Raw genomic sequence first — 16170 nt, forward strand, 5'->3', positions numbered from 1 at the left:
GCTTTAAAATCAGAATGGTACAGATATGAAAATTGGTATTATCACAAACTTAATTCACATCGACAGGTTTGTGAAGTCGGAGATGGCATTTGCAGATTCGAAACGATGGATGTCGGCAACAGGTGGAAACACAGGAAACACTGCATTTGTTGAAGGTGTTAAAAAGATAGTTAAAGCTGATGTAGTTAGAGAAGTGCATTGGGGAGACAATCCCGAGCAAGTGAATAAAGCCTATGACATGCTGGTTATTTGCTGTGCAAATCAAATTGGTGCACATGTCGATTTAGGAACTTGGGCAGATAGGCTTAAAGCATTTGATTTACCTACCATGTTTATCGGTTTGGGTGCACAAAGCAACAGCGTGGGAACTCACCCTGAAATTCCAGAAGGAACTAAACGCCTTTTAGCATTATCAAAAGAACTTAGGACCGATAGTTCGGTATCAAACATTATCACTAGAGGCGCATTTACATCTGAAGTAATCGAAACTTGTGATGTAGATTCAAATCCTTTTGGTTGTCCATCTCAATTTATTTCAACGGAACTGAATGTAGGCCAAAAGTGCTTAGAACACCAAACATCTACTAAACATTTTAGAGTACTAACGGCTGCAGGTAACCCATGGCACCCGTCCTATGTGCTCGAAAAAACGCTAGTTGAACTTGTCAACCAGTATCAAGGCGATTATGTGATACAACACCCCGAAAGCCTTATCAAACTCTGTTTAAACGAAGGCTCTACTATCGATAGTAAGCAGCAAGAAAGACTGAAAACGGTATACAACAGTTTGGGAGACTGGGAGACACTTACAAGTTGGTTTAGAAGCCACGGCGTGCTCTTTGCGGACGCACAAAACTGGATGCATTACTCAAAGAGGTTCAGTCTAGCTGTTGGTCCCCGATATCATGGCGTAGCACTGCCTATCCAAGCAGGAGTACCAGGCAAAGTTATTGCTATCGACTCTCGTACCGAAGAGCTTTCAAGCACCACCGGTATTCCATTCGTACGCTACAAAGATGTAGAAAACTCTACACCTGAAGAATTGATTGAGTGGTGCAAATGGACACAGGAAGATGCAAATAATTACGACAACATTAGACTCAATAACGCCAAAAAATACGCACAATTTTTCGAGCAGAATAAGTTAAGTTATAACCAATCGCTTAAAGCCCTGTCAGAACAACATATCCAGTAAGTTAATGGCAAATAAGGATTACGTAATATGTTAGCCGCAGTTACAATGGTATACAATGAGCCTGAATTTATTCCTCTTTGGATAAAATACTATGGCGAGCAAGTTGGTAAGGAAAATTGCTATATTGTAGACAATGGTTCGAATGATGGGTCATTGGATCCCTACAGGCATGAAGTTAATGTCATAAGAGTTCCTAGAGAGTACAAGGACAATCAGCAAAGAACTAAGTTTTTGAGCGAGTTTTGTAGTTCACTTCTTAATTACTTTAGCCATGTTATACATGTCGATGTCGATGAGTTTATAGTTGCTAACCCAGCAAGATACCAGGGGCTTAAAGATTATACTGCTAACTGGGTAAAGAATAGGAAGTCAGTTACTGCGATTGGTCTAAATGTCACTCAGCTTCCAAGTGAAGAAGACACTATTGACTTTTCAAAACCGGTTCTATCACAACGCTCTTACGTACGGTTTGTCTCACCAATGTGTAAACCTTGTATTATCGCCAAACCTATCACTTGGTCACCTGGTTTTCACGGTTCAACTCACGAAACCGTATTCGACGATATATATATGTTCCACATGAGATACTTTGATCTTCAGTATGGGTTGACACGGCTCGACAGAACTCGAAATATGAAATGGAAAAGTGAAAAAGACGGTCAACATCAAAGAGTTGAGGATGAGACATGGAAGAAATGGTTCGTAAGTTTTGAGAAGTTTTTAAAAAAAGGCTTGTTTTACTCAGACGGTTCCATAAATGAAACTCTCGCTACCTATTTGGACCAGTTAAGAGAAGGTTCTTCGATAGACTCTACTGGAAGAACTAAGCCTCCAATGCTTACACCAAATACGTTGTTTGAAATTCCAGAATCTTTCAAGAAACTGGTTTAGTTAAAATTCAGGCTATATTTCTCGTTAGTTTAATACTACCCGTTTTGATTTAAGAAATAACATCTTGAATAAAACGGGTTAGCTTTTCTTTTGGCGCGTATTTTTAATGATTAAGCCATGGAGTAGAGTTCATATTCCAGCTCGACTTTTCGATAAGCTGAAATAGCCTCTACTTCTTTTGCTATAGTTTCTTCGTCTGGTGTATCCCAGTTTGAACTTCTATCAATGATAGTTGTGTGCTACCAATGATTCGTGCAGCTTATCATGATCTAAGTCGGAAATTTGGGTTGAAGATACAACAGGAAGTCCTGCCGCTTTCCAATAGCCTTTTAAATACGGCTTACCTTTACTTAGTTCACCTGTTTTAGATATCAATTGAAAATCAAAATCAAAGTGCTTCTTTCGCCTCCAAATAACGAAAACATCTTGAGTAGCTTGCGCAACCATTGCAAAGAGGTGATATGCTGAACCATCGAAAAATATGATCTTTTTTGCGCTTATAAAAAACAAGACTATCTATATCTTTTAGAAAACCAGACGCCCAAAGTCTTGATACACTCTCAACCATGAAGTGACCAAAGTGTGAATTTTGCAACATCCCACAGAATAAATGCTTCCCGGCTAACTTTTTGCTCACTGAATAGTCATCACTTGGCGGAATACAATTTAAGCCAGCCTTTATGTGTACACTATACTTACAAAAATCCCCGCTACTAGTAATCACTCAAGCCTGAAACTCTCCATTTCTTAAATTCTGAATAGGAACGACAACTGCTTTATTATGAATTTGAATTTCAGGTGTAAGAGATAAAGCTCTCTTTACTATTTCCATCTTAACTCCATTAAGGCTTATGGCATCAAACGACAGCCCATATACTCAGGCTCAAATCAAAAAACTACTGACTTAAAGGGCGAGCTTACTAGGAAGAAGTTATATAAAAAGTATATTGTATTTACTACATCTAAGATTTATTAAGCTGGCTGTAAGGCATATTATGTACCGCTATACTTGGCGGTCTATTGTATCGCTAAGCAATATCTCACCTGTTTCCTTAGCCGCAAAATCAAGTTGAGTACCATTCTTAAGCTTTTTAGGGTAAGTAAAACTAAACCCAACAAAACCGTTTCGATGAATGTTTCGTTCATTAGCGGTACTTCTGTATTCACTGGCTGGTATTTCAGCAATTTTTTTCTTACCAACACGCACGTCAATGACTACAGGAGACTGACTGTTATAATCGGCAGCCCACCCCTTTATCATTTTGCCTTCATCACTTGCAGCCATGTTTGTCTTACCGAAGCGAATAAAAGGAGTATCAGATTCTATAGCCAGCTTTTGCCGTTCAAAACGTGTAAGTGCATATTCATAAAGTTTAAAATCTTCTTTATTGTGCTTTTTTATAAGCGCAATCTCTTCGCCTGATAATTCATAGCTTGAAGATTTTTTCTCTGTATTTTTATTGATATCCAATCCTTGAATATCAATGGAATACATCTTATTGATGAGTGCTAATGATTCATTGTAACGTTCTGTCAAACCTATAAAGCCAATAGCATCAGGCCACGTGCCTTGAAACGCTTTGTATTGTACGTTTTTAAATCGCGGTTCATTTACGAATTCGGTGAACGAACGTTTATAACGGTGGTGGCGGGTAAAATGCTCGTAATGGGAACGAACCTGTTGAATAGGATCACGAACGAAGGTAATTGCATTCTTAGCCGGAATAAATGGCGCATATTTAGGATGATTAATGTGCCCTGTAAGGAATTTAGCTTTTTCTACTATCTTCATTCCGGCTGCGTAGCGGTCACGTTTTTCATAATCTAACGTTCGTATGTCTGGGTTAGTCTCATTTGCTTTAGGCCCATAATCATAGAAGACATGCTCTTTACCGAAGTAGCGCTCGGCCGCTACGCGGAAACTAGAACCTGCAGTTTTAGATATATGAATAAAAAATAATGGGTAATTTGCTGCTTCCATTTTGTCCTATCTAATAGAAAATGTTCGGTGGGCATTGAAAGGTTTATGTTGGTCAATATTACCATTTGCAGGCTCACTGACAACCGCAATAAGTGCATAACCCTAATGTACATAAGAGTTCTACAACTTAGTTAAATCTATAACACCATTTAAATAAAAATGAGGCTTTAAAAAAGCAATGTAAAACGCAATTCAAATATCCCACCAAAGTAAAGCGTTAAGGCGTTAAATAAAAGGACAACCACTCCCGTTCCTGAGAGTTAAGGCTGTTTTGCTGGGGCTGCCTAAACATCTCAGCATTCCAAGCCTCGTACAAGTTTTTAAGTTCTTCTGCTTTGTCTGGCATGTCTGAAATTAAATTGCTGGAAACTGCCTCGTCTGAAGCCATATCAAATAAAAACTCGTGCTCTGCGCCCATTTTAAAGTACTTATAGTTTCCAAGACGAACTGCTGACTGATTCCAAAAACGCCAAAAAAGCGGGCGATTCATAAGAGCGCTCTTGTCAAAACCTTGAGTTGGAAAAATATCAACACCGTCGAGTTCTGATAAAACAGTTTCAGAAGCACCTGCACGTTTAATAGCAGAGTACAGCACATCTAAGCTAATAACAGGCTCATCTATAACGGTATTGCTTTGAAGCTTTTCGGGCCAATGGACGATAAAGGGCACTTTTATCCCCCCATCAGTCAACATACCTTTCTCACCCAGCAATGGCGCATTCAATGAACCGTTCCAAGCCTCTTTTTCTGTTATGGGAGCATCAGTAAAGTCGAGTCCTATTGGAGCACCATTGTCACTGATAAAAGCGATAATAGTGTTTTCCAGTATTCCATATTCTTCAAGCTTAGATATTATGCTGCCTACACCTGCATCTACTGCGTACATCATTGCCAACGCGTATCTACGCCGATTAGATGACTGCTCAGGGAACAATGATAAGTAATCTTCCGTTGCCTCTAAAGGTACATGTGGTGCGTAATGAGCAACATGAAGATAAAACGGCTCATCGTGATTTATATCTATAAATTGCGTCGCTGCGTCTGAAACGACATCTAACCTGTAGTCAGAATTACTTTTCCAGCCCAACTGGGTTTGATTGCCCTTAAGGTCATAGTTAGCCCAGTAACGGTTTGCGTAACCGAAATAATTGTATTTATAACCTTTTGATGACGGGTAATATCGCTCCTTTAGCGATGAAGGTAACCTTCCTGGATTAAACTCACTTATGGGTGTATCAGGGAAGTTTTCTTTAAACCATGGCTTTGAATTTTGATCTATTTCAAGGTGCCACTTGCCAACCATTCCTGTTGTATAACCAAGGTCAGAATAACGGTCTCCCATGGTGACCACATTTTCAGGTATTGGTGTATATCGGTTGTCATCTACTCCAAATCGTTGTTGATAAACACCAGTAACCATTCCCGCTCGCGAGGGTGTGCACTGAGGGGCAGTTATGTAGCCGTTAGAAAATAGCACCCCATTGGCCGCTAGCTTGTCTATATTAGGCGTGTTGATGTCGTTAACAATGTTATGGGCACCGATATCAGCATATCCTTGGTCGTCGGTGAAAATGACAATTAGATTTGGCTTGGAAGGAAGTATTAAAGACTGCGCGCTGACATTAAATTTCGTTCCGGCTTCATTTACTAGGTTTGCTGTAATACTAAATGATGTGCGCTTACGTACTTGGGGCGCAATAAAACTGAACTTGCCTTCACTGGTATTCACTATATTTAGCGAAGCTTCCAATGATGTACTCCACGACTCTACAGTAACCTTTTGCGGATTGCTGTTATTAGAGGCGTTTACAGTTAAGATGATTGTGTCATCAGAAACAATCTCTTGTGGTAAAGTTATTGAATAAGAGCGACTTAATTGCTCCTGTTCAGACACCGTTGGTGAGGACGATTGGGAGTCGCCGCCACATGAAGCTACACATAATAAAACTAAAAAAAACAAGCCACGCAACGTTACAGCATCCATACTTTAATTCCAAATTCGGCGAATAACACCTCACCAGTATTCTTGTATTATTGATTGGCGAATTATCTAGCGTCAATAATAAAAATAGTAGTTACAAATAATTCGCTGTTTTATTGATCTTTAATAGATTCTATTTCTTCAAGAAACTCATTTTCTTCATCAGTATTTACCCAAGGTTCACGCTTGTGAGCATCTTTGCTTATTTTTTTCTTCAGCGCTCTGTTTTTTTCTAACTGCTCGGGATTTTTGAAAGTTGGTGCGTCATCAGAATTTAAGCCAGTGTTGATTGCAGGGTACACCCAGTGTTTTTCCGTGCTGCCGTTGTACCCCTGCCGGATGAACCTCTCAGTCCACTCGACATGTCCGGCACCATAGCCACTAAACCTTGGATCCAAGTAACCTATATTATCCATTGCATCCTTGCTACAAGCTGTGCATTGCCCTGTTACCAACCTGCAAAGATACGGTAAAGTACTCGATCCAGTACCAGAAACCACTGCATCTTCTTTTTTTATTATTCGCTTATGCGCATAATTAATGTGACCCCATAAAAGCGCAGCAATCACCCACTCTTTTTGCCAGTTTTCTTTATTCGGCCGACAGTCGTCCTCTAGCAAAATTAAAACATCAACTTTTTTGACTTCGTTGAGATAATACAAAGCCCTGTTTTTGTTTCGAACAACGCCTTTATTCGCACAATAAGTATGAGGTACGTTATTCTGTTTACACCACTCTACTGTATCGTCTTTACTGCCGTCGTCAGCAACAACAAGTTGATAATCACCTGTTGTGAAGGCTTTGATGGCTTCGACAGTTTTTGCTAAATGGTCTTTTCTATTGTATGTGATAACCCCAATGCCTACATTTAAAGTAGCTATGTATTCGTCTGCTATCGAATTAAAAAGGTTAGAGATTATAGGACCATTAGGCCGAATCATCTTGGCCCTTGCAATCAAATAAAAGCTCGTACTTTTGCTAACCTTTCTAAAAAGTATCGCTAAATCTCTAAAAACCTCAGGAGAGAGGTCTTCATTCATTATGAATTGACTAACTGGGAAGTCTGCATGATTCAGTATAAAAGTAACTAATGTGGTTATATCTGTAGAAGGCAAACTATTCGCAATTAACGCCTTGGCAGCATCTAGCGAAACTCTTACTTCTCTGTCGCTATTTAATTCATTACTTTTAAAGCCAATAAGCTTCTCTAACTTTTTATTTCCCTTTTCTATTTCCCGTTGGGCAAAGGCTAATTCTATATTTGTTAAGCAAAACCTGTTCGTTTTTACAAGGCTCTGAGGCTGGTTCTGGCCAGTTACCTTATTACGTATGGCTTTAACGTAACGCTGCACTTGTTGCTTAGTTGCAACGGCCCGATTTTGAAGGTGTTTTTGCTGTAATTTCTTTTTCATTTTGAGACTATTTCAATAGACCTAACAGTTTCGGAAGTTTGCTTTTTAGCTAACAACATCTTCAAAAATCACTATCTGCGTTTGCTTTTCTACAACTTTAACTGCCTGGCCTTCTCTAAAAGTATCTGGATATTTGTAAGACTTCCCTATATACCCTTCGCGATGAATATTTCTCTCTGAGGCCAGAGCCCGATAGTCAGATAACTTGACATGTTCGACAACTTGGCCGTCGACTATGATATCGGCTTCTAATGCTTCTTCTTGCTCGTAGCAACACGCCCATATGTTAAGTTGCTTCCCTTTATCTTTCGGCAAAATATTCATCTGTCCAAATCGAACTAAAGGAAGTTCTTTTTCTAAAAGTTCTTTGTGTAGCTCAAATCGAATTAGCGCATAATCGTAAAGCGCATAGTCTTTCGCGTTCATTTTTTTGATAAGTGAAGTTTCACTTTCTGTGAAAGTATAAGTACCGGATGCTTTGGCTGTGTTTTTGTTTATATCTAGTACTTTAATATCAGTTCCATAGTATTTATTAAACAGGGCTATAGACTCATTATAGCGCTCTGTAATACCAATAAATCCGATAGCATCAGTCCAGATGCCATTTAATGCTTTAGACTGCATATTGGCGAAGCGGTTTTCCTTTATAAAGTCTTCGAAACTACTATTATAACCATGAAGTCTTGAAAAATGCTCATAGTGTGAACGAACTTGCTGGGCAGGATCACGGACAAATGTTACTACGCTCTTTGCAGGAAAAAAGGGAGCGTATTTGGGGTAAATGACATGTCCTGACAAAAATTTTGCATTTTTCTTTATACTCTTTGCCGCCAGATACCTATCTTTAGACTCGTATTCGAACTTTAAAATATCAGGATGAGTTTCTTTTGAACCATTACCGTAGTCAAAATAAGTAGCTTCCGAACCAAAATATTGTTCCGCCGCCACACGAAAACTCGAACCAGCGGTTTTAGGGATATGGATAAAAAATAGAGGAAAGTTGTTCATAATACTTCTAGTTGTTCAGCGACTAACGCAGCGAAAAGTTTTCATGTGTGTTGGATAGATTAGGGTTATAAGCTGTGTCATTGCACAATAGCTTTTTCCACTTTTCTTTCATGTACTCACTTTCTTTGTTAAATCGCGCCACCTTCTCCGGCGTATCTTCTTCGCCGCGACTTATTGATTCATGATGATAAAGCTCGGCCCATGGTGTGAATAAGTTTCGGTAACCTGCGGTATGAACTTTTAAGCAAAAATCCACATCATTAAAGGCCACTGTTAAGTCTTGCTCGTTTAATCCGCCAACTTCTTCAAACACAGACTTACGGACTAGTAAGCATGCTGCTGTAACTGCAGACATATTTTGGACAAGATGAAGGCGCGTAAAATAACCAGGTTCGCTCTTATGAAAGTACTTGTGAGAGTGACCGGCAACCCCACCAATGCCAAGTATTACACCAGCGTGTTGAATAGTGTCATTAGGATAGTAAAGCTTCGCACCTACACAGCCAATTTCAGGCCTTAAGGCATGAGAAACCATTTCTGATAGCCATTCTTTGTTTATAACTTCAATATCGTTGTTAACTAAACCAACTACTTCACCTTTGGCTTGCGAAACTGCAAAGTTATTAATTGCTGAATAGTTGAACGTTTTGTCCCATTTTAAGACTCTGAAATTAGTTTTGGTACTAGTGTACTCACTGAAGAGGCCCAATGTTTTGTCACAGGTCGTTTGGTTATCTACAACAATAATCTCGAAGTTCTTGTATGACGTCTTGTCGTAAATAGACTCTAGACACTGCTTTAAAATATCATAACCATCCCTTGTAGGAATGACCAAGCTAACGAGTGGTTGCTCATCTGGCAGCGCCCAATTAACTTTATACGTATTTGGGTACTTACCTTTCTCGACTGAAGCATTCTGGCCTGATTGGTCAAGAAAGTACTTTATAGCTTCAATGCCCGCATCGGTCGTATAAGACTTAGCTGAAGCATTCGAGGCTGTTGAGTTCTCAATAACACGCCAGTGGTAAAGAATGAAAGGTAAATGTACAACTTCATCATGATTAAGGCCGGCAGTCGCTCGTAGAAGTAAATCGTGATCTTGCGAACCTTCGACACCAACCCTAAATCCACCTATCTTTTTAAGCACACTTGTTTTGTACACTACTGGGTGACATATATAGTTTTGGCTTAATAGTAAATCAGGGTTCCAACCAGATTTAAAGTGCGGCTGATGGCGATTGCCCTGTTCATCTATTTTATCTTCGTCCCCATAAAGCACTTTTGCCTTTATGTTATCTGTTATAGCTTTCGCAAAGAAGGACAACGAGTGCGCAGGTAATGTATCGTCATGGTCAAGCAGCAAAACGTAATCGTTAGTTACCATGTTCAAAGCGGCGTTACTTGCTTTAGATATATGCCCGTTTTCGCTCAGCAGGTTCAATTTAATATTGGCGTGCTTTTGTGCGTACGACTCTAACGTGCTTATAGTATCGGCGTTGGTCGACGCATCGTCGGCAATACATAGCTCCCAATTTTTGTGAGTTTGCTGCAGAACAGAATCGATACACTCTTTTAAATAAATAGGGTCAGTATTATAGGTAGGAAGAATAATAGAAAATTTCACTTCTGACTGTTCTGGGGTGAAGCTTTGCTGCATTTTCTGTAATGCGCGCGGCTCGTCGAACTCTACCCAGAACGGATAGCTTTTTTCCATAGCGCCGGTAGAAAATGTTTTATTATACTCTTCGTATACTGTCTCTATTAACTTTCCGCCGTTTAGCTTAAAGTTTGTATCAAGGTATTCTTCCACATTATCCAAGTGGCTGAGCAGCTTATACAATCGCTGTTTCATATGTCGCATCGCAATGAAAGACGGCACCTTCGAAATCATGAAAGTATTCATGGTGAACTCGGTTTCCGCCTCACAGGGGTCAAAGCGAAGCATGCTATTGTTACTTTCAAGATAGAAAAGGCGGTTCACGAATTTGGTGCTGTGCCAAGGTACGTCAACGGTGGCTAGTTCGCCTTTGTGTAAGTTGGAGTACAGCTTTCCAACATGCGACTGATGGTTTGCTTCAGTGATTTTTACACGAAGAAGATACCAGCCTTTTGAAAAGTTTCGTGAAGGTATTCGGCGAGCAGGATGAATAATAAACTGTGGGTCATCACCGGTTGTCACCCAGCTTGAGCCATTATTTTCAGACGTGGTTTCAGTCAACTGGTGGTGAGGGACAATGATCAACTTTTTGGCTAGCCGATATGCTAATCGTTTGAGATTAGATGGCTTTAGTACTTTTGATAACAAAATGCGTAAACACCCTATTCCTATGCAATGCTAAACTGCTTTCCTTAATATTGCATGGTTCAGCTACTGAGCATGCAAACCAGCTATTGCCGCTAATAATAACCTATTTCAAATAGTGGCAACATAGGATATTCGTCATTTTCACTTTTAGAGAGTGCTCTGGATAAGAAAAAAGCACCTTACGGTGCTTTTTCAAAGTCTTATTCTAAGTTATTTGGCTACACGCCCATATCTATCAGAAAAACGCACAATATCGTCTTCTCCAAGATATGCACCTGACTGAACTTCAATAAGCTCTAGAGGGATCTTTCCAGGGTTTTCTAACGCATGAACCGCACCAATGGGAATGTAGACCGACTCGTTTTCGGTAACTAGCTGTGTTTCTTCATTGATGGTTACGTTTGCACTACCCGATACTACAATCCAGTGTTCAGCGCGGTGATGGTGCATTTGAACCGATAATTTCTCACCAGGCTTAACCGTAATGCGTTTTACTTGGAAGCGGGCGCCGCTGTCGATAGAATCATAGCTTCCCCATGGGCGGAATACTTCACGGTGGAATTCAAACTCTGGGCGGTGCTCTGCTTTAAGTTTATTCACTACCGTTTTGATGCTTTGCGCGTCATCCTTATGAGCAACCATTACGGCATCTTTTGTTTCTACTACAATAACGTCTTCTAAACCAATTACAGAAACCAAACGCTGCTCAGCATTTACATAACTGTTCTTTGTGTTTTCTAAGATAGTATCGCCTACAGTAGCATTACCGTTTTCGTCTTTCTCTGCAGTTTCCCACAATGAAGACCAGCTGCCCACGTCACTCCAACCCGCATCTAATGGAACCATAGCTGCGCTATCCGTCTTTTCCATTACCGCATAGTCAATTGAATCGTCTGGGCATGTCGCAAAAATGTCGTGGTCTACACGAATGAAATCTAAATCAGGTGTTTCTGTGTCGATAGCACGCTTACACACGTCTAGCATTTCAGGGTTATATTTTTCTAACTCTTCTAAATAACGGCTTGCTTTAAACATAAACATGCCGCTATTCCAATAATAACTGCCAGAATCTACGTATTCTTTCGCAGTTTCCAATGCAGGCTTTTCTACAAACTGTGCAACTTCAAAACCATCGCCTGCTTGCTCCCCTGCTTTGATGTAGCCATACCCTGTGTGGGGCTGATCTGGAACAATACCGAAAGTGACGAGTTTACCCTGCGATGCAAGCTTTTCCGCTTTGGCAATAGCATTGTGAAACGCTTGGTTGTCTTTTATAAGATGGTCTGCCGCTAGCACAAGAAGCACTGGATCTTCACCATTAATGGTAGCATGCAATGCTGCTAACGCGATTGCCGGTGCTGTATTGCGACCAACAGGCTCTAGAAGAATGCCGCCATGCTGAATGTCTTTTTGACGAAGCTGCTCAGCTACAAGAAACCTGTGTGCGTCATTACAAATAAAAATAGGGTTTTGTGCTGGCGTACCTTTTAAGCGTGTGATCGTGTCTTGCAGCATGGTGCTGTCTGATGTGAGAGACAGAAACTGCTTTGGAAGTGCTGCACGCGATTTTGGCCATAAGCGACTACCTGAGCCGCCAGCTAATACTACTGGTTTCATTTGTAATATCCTTGATGTGTGGGTTCTGTGCCCACGTCCTGTTTTTAATATATTCGCTGGTTAGTATACAAAGGTTTGTATTACGATTAAATGGCAAAGTTGTATTGAGTTACAGTTGAAGCAAAAGTGGCTTAAAGCTTGATGGTTTAGGTTTATGGCACTTAGATTAAGATAGTCATAACTCAAGTATTGATGTCAGAGTCGAGACACTGATCCCATTATTCATGCACTTTGATTAACTGTGTCATTCAACAACCCCAAAACCTGCTCATCGCTAGACTTAGCCTGGGCACGCACAGATATACTCGCCTGTTCAACTATTTGTGCTTGAGTAAGTAGTGCAGTTTCTGACGCGAAGTCTGCGTCCGATATTTGTGAGTGGGCGCGGCTTATATTTTCGAAGCCTATCGCGTTGTTTCTAATGGCTGATGCCATTTGATTAATTTTCGCGCCGTAAAATGCTCGGCTTTCGCTCACCAACTGCAAAGCGCTATCTATTCGCTCGAGTGCGCTTTCTGCATCGCTTTCATTCTGTAGTGATGTGCCATCTAAACCGAGGTCAGTCAGCGTCGCAGGTGTTTTAGTGAGTTCAATGAAATCCGTTCCAACACCGAGTTGGTTTGTCGCGGTAATGTCTACTGGGCCTAATGTAAAGGCTGATCCGCCTTCGTTTCCAAGCGAAGTCCACGACGCAGTTACGTTGAAGGCACCAGAGCCAATAACCGAGATGATTAACGGCTGAGCATTACTAGCGATAGTAAGGGTTTCATTAAGGTTACCACTTGCGTTTTGATCTCCAGTGAATGAGATACTATTTCCATCTATCGTTGCTGAACCTATGGTTAGCAAATTGCTGTCATCATAGCTCGCTGTTGGCTCATACCCATTGGTTGGTAAAAAGAAAGTACTTTCAATGGAAGTACTATTTGAAATGCCGTTACTATTCCATGTGCCAGCAGACAAAGGGGTGCCTGCTAAGTGTTTACCGTCTACAGTAAACACTTGAATATCGTCATTAGCACCATTGTCGTTTAAGTTAATCTGTATGTTCGTAGAGCCTGCGGGAATATAAGCGATAGAGCGCAATCCGCTGGTCATACTTTGATTTACGCCGTTTGTAAATGTATCGCTTATAGATGGAACGTTAGCTGAAAGCAGATCGCTATCATCCACTAGCGGTAAACGATTAAATGCTTCGGTATTGTAGGCAATGCCATTTAGTGCGTTTTTTAGTTGCTGAAATTCCTTATCTAATGCGGCACGGTCACTTACGCTATTAATTCCGTTTTGCGACTGTATTGCCAGTTGCCGCATTCGTTGCAGTATAGCGGCAGATTCTTGCAGTCCACCCTCTGCAATTTGCGCATAGCTTATACCGTCATTCAAGTTACGGTTCAGTTGCGTGTAGGCTCTTTTTTCTGAGGCAAGTCTATTGGATATCTGAAGACCAGCACTATCGTCAGCAGCGCTGTTTATTCTTAGACCTGAACTTAAACGCTCTAGACGGGTGGATAGTGCTGTATTTTGTAAAGTTGAAAGACCTAGAGACTGGTAATTTCCTGAAACCGATAGCACGTTATTTCCTTTACGCTTTTATCTTAGTTAAATTAAATTGGCATAGTTTATATGTAGGTTTCAGCAATAAGCACGCCAACAAACCCCTTACACGCGCTAAGAACGTTAATCTAACTTTATTCCAAATAGCTTCCGGCACTTACCTAAAACAGCGCGTTCAACGCTAGACTTTAAATATATGTTCGGTAATGTGATATAGCTGTATAAATTTAATACAACCTAATTGATACTATGGAGTCACACCTTATGGTGAATAAGAAGGAAATTATTCTGGCCCTAGTTTTAACTGGATATTCGATTTGTGTTTTAGCGGATAGCGAGGCGTTAAACAATGCGGCCACAAAATTATGTGATAAGAGTAAAATGTGCATTGGGCAAGAGATGAGTGCTAACGACGAGTTTTCACCTAAAATGAAAGCCATGTTGTCGAATATGGTAGAAGAGATATGTGGCCAATATATGAGCATTGCTGATTTAGGCGACGAGCATGAACTTATTGAGCCCGCTACAGAATGCCTTAATTCAATGGCCAATCAAGGCTGCGATGCACTACTTAACTCTGATGAGGAAACAACGGCTTGTAAGCGCTATTCAGAACTGGCCGAGAACTATTAGAAGAGAGTAATAGTTAAATGGTCTTTTTAGTCTTACTGTACGTGGCTGGGCCCAAACGCAACGTTTCCGAAGCCATTATTCGTGCACACAAAAAAAGGGGCCTGAGTTTTCACTCAGGCCCCCTTTTTCTAATCGAGTATTAATTACTCTTCAGTTGCTTCTACTGCTTCTTCTTCAGCTTCTACAACTGGACGGTCAACTAGCTCAACATATGCCATTGGGGCATTGTCGCCAGCACGGAAACCGCATTTAAGAATGCGAGTGTAGCCGCCTGGACGAGCTTCGTAACGAGGACCAAGCTCGTTGAATAGTTTACCTACAACCTCTTTGTCACCAGTGCGGGCGAAAGCTAGACGGCGGTTTGCAACGCTGTCTTCTTTAGCCATAGTGATTAGAGGCTCGATTACGCGACGTAATTCTTTCGCTTTTGGTAACGTAGTTTTGATCACTTCGTGCTTGACCAAAGAACCGGCCATGTTTTTGAACATAGCTTGACGATGGCTGCTGTTGCGATTCAACTGACGACCACTCTTACGATGGCGCATAGTTTTATCCTTCTCTACAAATCAGTTTGATAAAAACCTGATTAATCTTTTTCAGCGATGCTCTCTGGCGGCCAGTTTTCTAGGCGCATACCTAGAGAAAGACCACGAGATGCTAGAACATCTTTGATTTCAGTTAGCGATTTCTTACCAAGGTTTGGCGTTTTAAGTAGCTCAACCTCAGTGCGCTGTACCAGGTCACCAATGTACTGGATAGCTTCTGCTTTCAAACAGTTTGCAGAACGTACTGTCAGCTCTAGGTCATCTACTGGACGAAGCAGAATCGGATCGAATTCTGGCTTCTCTTCTTTCGCTTCTGGCTCAGACACATCACGTAGGTCTACGAATGCATCTAGCTGTTCAGCTAGGATAGTAGCAGAACGGCGGATCGCTTCTTCAGGATCCAAAGTACCGTTCGTCTCCATGTCGATGATTAGTTTGTCTAGGTCTGTGCGTTGTTCAACACGAGCAGACTCTACACTGTAAGCAATACGTTCAACTGGGCTGTATGAAGCGTCAACTAACAAACGACCAATTGGACGATCATCTTCTTCAGAGGAGCGACGGGTAGAAGCTGGTACATAACCGCGACCCATTTCTACTTTAATGCGCATACTGATTTCAGCTTCGCCAGTTAAAGTACAAATAACGTGGTCAGGGTTTGTAATTTCTACGTCGCCATCATGCTGAATATCACCAGCAACAACAGGGCCAGCGCCAGATTTCACTAGAGTTAGGGTTGCCTCAGTTTTACCTTCAAGGCGAACCGCTAAACCTTTAAGATTTAGCAAGATTTCAATTACGTCTTCCTGAACACCTTCTTTGGTGCTGTACTCGTGAAGAACGCCGTCAATTTCTACCTCGGTAACTGCACATCCTGGCATAGATGACAGTAAAATACGACGTAGGGCGTTACCTAGAGTATGGCCAAAGCCGCGCTCTAGTGGTTCCAAAGTTACTTTGGCACGAGTAGGAGAAACGTTTTCGATCTCAACTAATCTCGGTTTTAGGAATTCAGTCACAGAACCCACAATGCTTCCTCTTTAGT

The 16170-nt window shown here is 41.0% G+C and carries 12 protein-coding genes; 3 read left to right on the top strand and 9 right to left on the bottom strand.

The genetic code is table 11. From position 1 onward, the window contains the following. Nucleotides 1-25: 25 nt before the first annotated feature. Entirely contained in the window at nucleotides 26-1195 is a 1170-nt protein-coding gene (locus BZA03_RS16100) for a polysaccharide pyruvyl transferase family protein (protein WP_110289330.1), read from the top strand. 27 nt (nucleotides 1196-1222) lie between these two features. After that, a complete protein-coding gene (locus BZA03_RS16105) occupies nucleotides 1223-2086 on the top strand; it encodes a glycosyltransferase family 2 protein (RefSeq protein ID WP_110289331.1) in 864 nt (287 codons plus the stop codon). A 1003-nt stretch (nucleotides 2087-3089) separates the two neighbouring features. Here the strand turns inward: BZA03_RS16105 and BZA03_RS16115 are convergent. The 7 genes from BZA03_RS16115 to BZA03_RS16145 all read right to left on the bottom strand — a co-directional run bounded on the left by BZA03_RS16115 (nucleotide 3090) and on the right by BZA03_RS16145 (nucleotide 13965). After that, a complete protein-coding gene (locus tag BZA03_RS16115) occupies nucleotides 3090-4067 on the bottom strand; it encodes a sulfotransferase family 2 domain-containing protein (RefSeq protein WP_110289333.1) in 978 nt (325 codons plus the stop codon). A gap of 217 nt (nucleotides 4068-4284) precedes the next feature. After that, nucleotides 4285-6051, bottom strand: coding sequence for a sulfatase-like hydrolase/transferase (locus BZA03_RS16120; RefSeq protein WP_110289334.1), 1767 nt, complete (start codon nucleotides 6049-6051; stop codon nucleotides 4285-4287). A gap of 110 nt (nucleotides 6052-6161) precedes the next feature. Further along, a complete protein-coding gene (locus BZA03_RS16125) occupies nucleotides 6162-7460 on the bottom strand; it encodes a glycosyltransferase family 2 protein (protein ID WP_110289335.1) in 1299 nt (432 codons plus the stop codon). Nucleotides 7461-7505: 45 nt separating this feature from the next. Further along, nucleotides 7506-8468 carry a hypothetical protein gene (locus BZA03_RS16130; RefSeq protein ID WP_110289336.1) on the bottom strand — a complete coding sequence of 321 codons (963 nt, stop codon included), beginning with the start codon at nucleotides 8466-8468 and terminating at the stop codon, nucleotides 7506-7508. Between the two features lie 22 nt (nucleotides 8469-8490). After that, nucleotides 8491-10773, bottom strand: a complete 2283-nt coding sequence (locus BZA03_RS16135) for a glycosyltransferase (RefSeq protein ID WP_110289337.1) — start codon at nucleotides 10771-10773, stop codon at nucleotides 8491-8493. Between the two features lie 210 nt (nucleotides 10774-10983). Continuing rightward, nucleotides 10984-12390 (bottom strand): mannose-1-phosphate guanylyltransferase/mannose-6-phosphate isomerase, encoded by a 1407-nt coding sequence (locus BZA03_RS16140; protein WP_110289338.1) that lies wholly within the window; start codon nucleotides 12388-12390, stop codon nucleotides 10984-10986. Nucleotides 12391-12612: 222 nt separating this feature from the next. Continuing rightward, nucleotides 12613-13965 (bottom strand): flagellin, encoded by a 1353-nt coding sequence (locus BZA03_RS16145; RefSeq protein WP_110289339.1) that lies wholly within the window; start codon nucleotides 13963-13965, stop codon nucleotides 12613-12615. Between the two features lie 246 nt (nucleotides 13966-14211). Between BZA03_RS16145 and BZA03_RS16150 the strand changes: the two genes are divergently transcribed. After that, nucleotides 14212-14580: a hypothetical protein gene (locus tag BZA03_RS16150; protein WP_110289340.1), complete on the top strand. Its 369-nt coding sequence runs from the start codon at nucleotides 14212-14214 to the stop codon at nucleotides 14578-14580. A gap of 143 nt (nucleotides 14581-14723) precedes the next feature. Here the strand turns inward: BZA03_RS16150 and rplQ are convergent, their stop codons facing one another. Continuing rightward, entirely contained in the window at nucleotides 14724-15125 is a 402-nt protein-coding gene (gene rplQ, locus BZA03_RS16155; RefSeq protein ID WP_012519212.1) for a 50S ribosomal protein L17, read from the bottom strand. Between the two features lie 41 nt (nucleotides 15126-15166). Beyond that, entirely contained in the window at nucleotides 15167-16156 is a 990-nt protein-coding gene (locus BZA03_RS16160; RefSeq protein ID WP_039226687.1) for a DNA-directed RNA polymerase subunit alpha, read from the bottom strand. Nucleotides 16157-16170 lie beyond the last annotated feature (14 nt).

Origin of the sequence: Alteromonas sp. I10 (genome assembly GCF_003201515.1) — a bacterium.
In the GTDB taxonomy this organism is placed as follows: Bacteria; Pseudomonadota; Gammaproteobacteria; order Enterobacterales; family Alteromonadaceae; genus Alteromonas; species Alteromonas macleodii.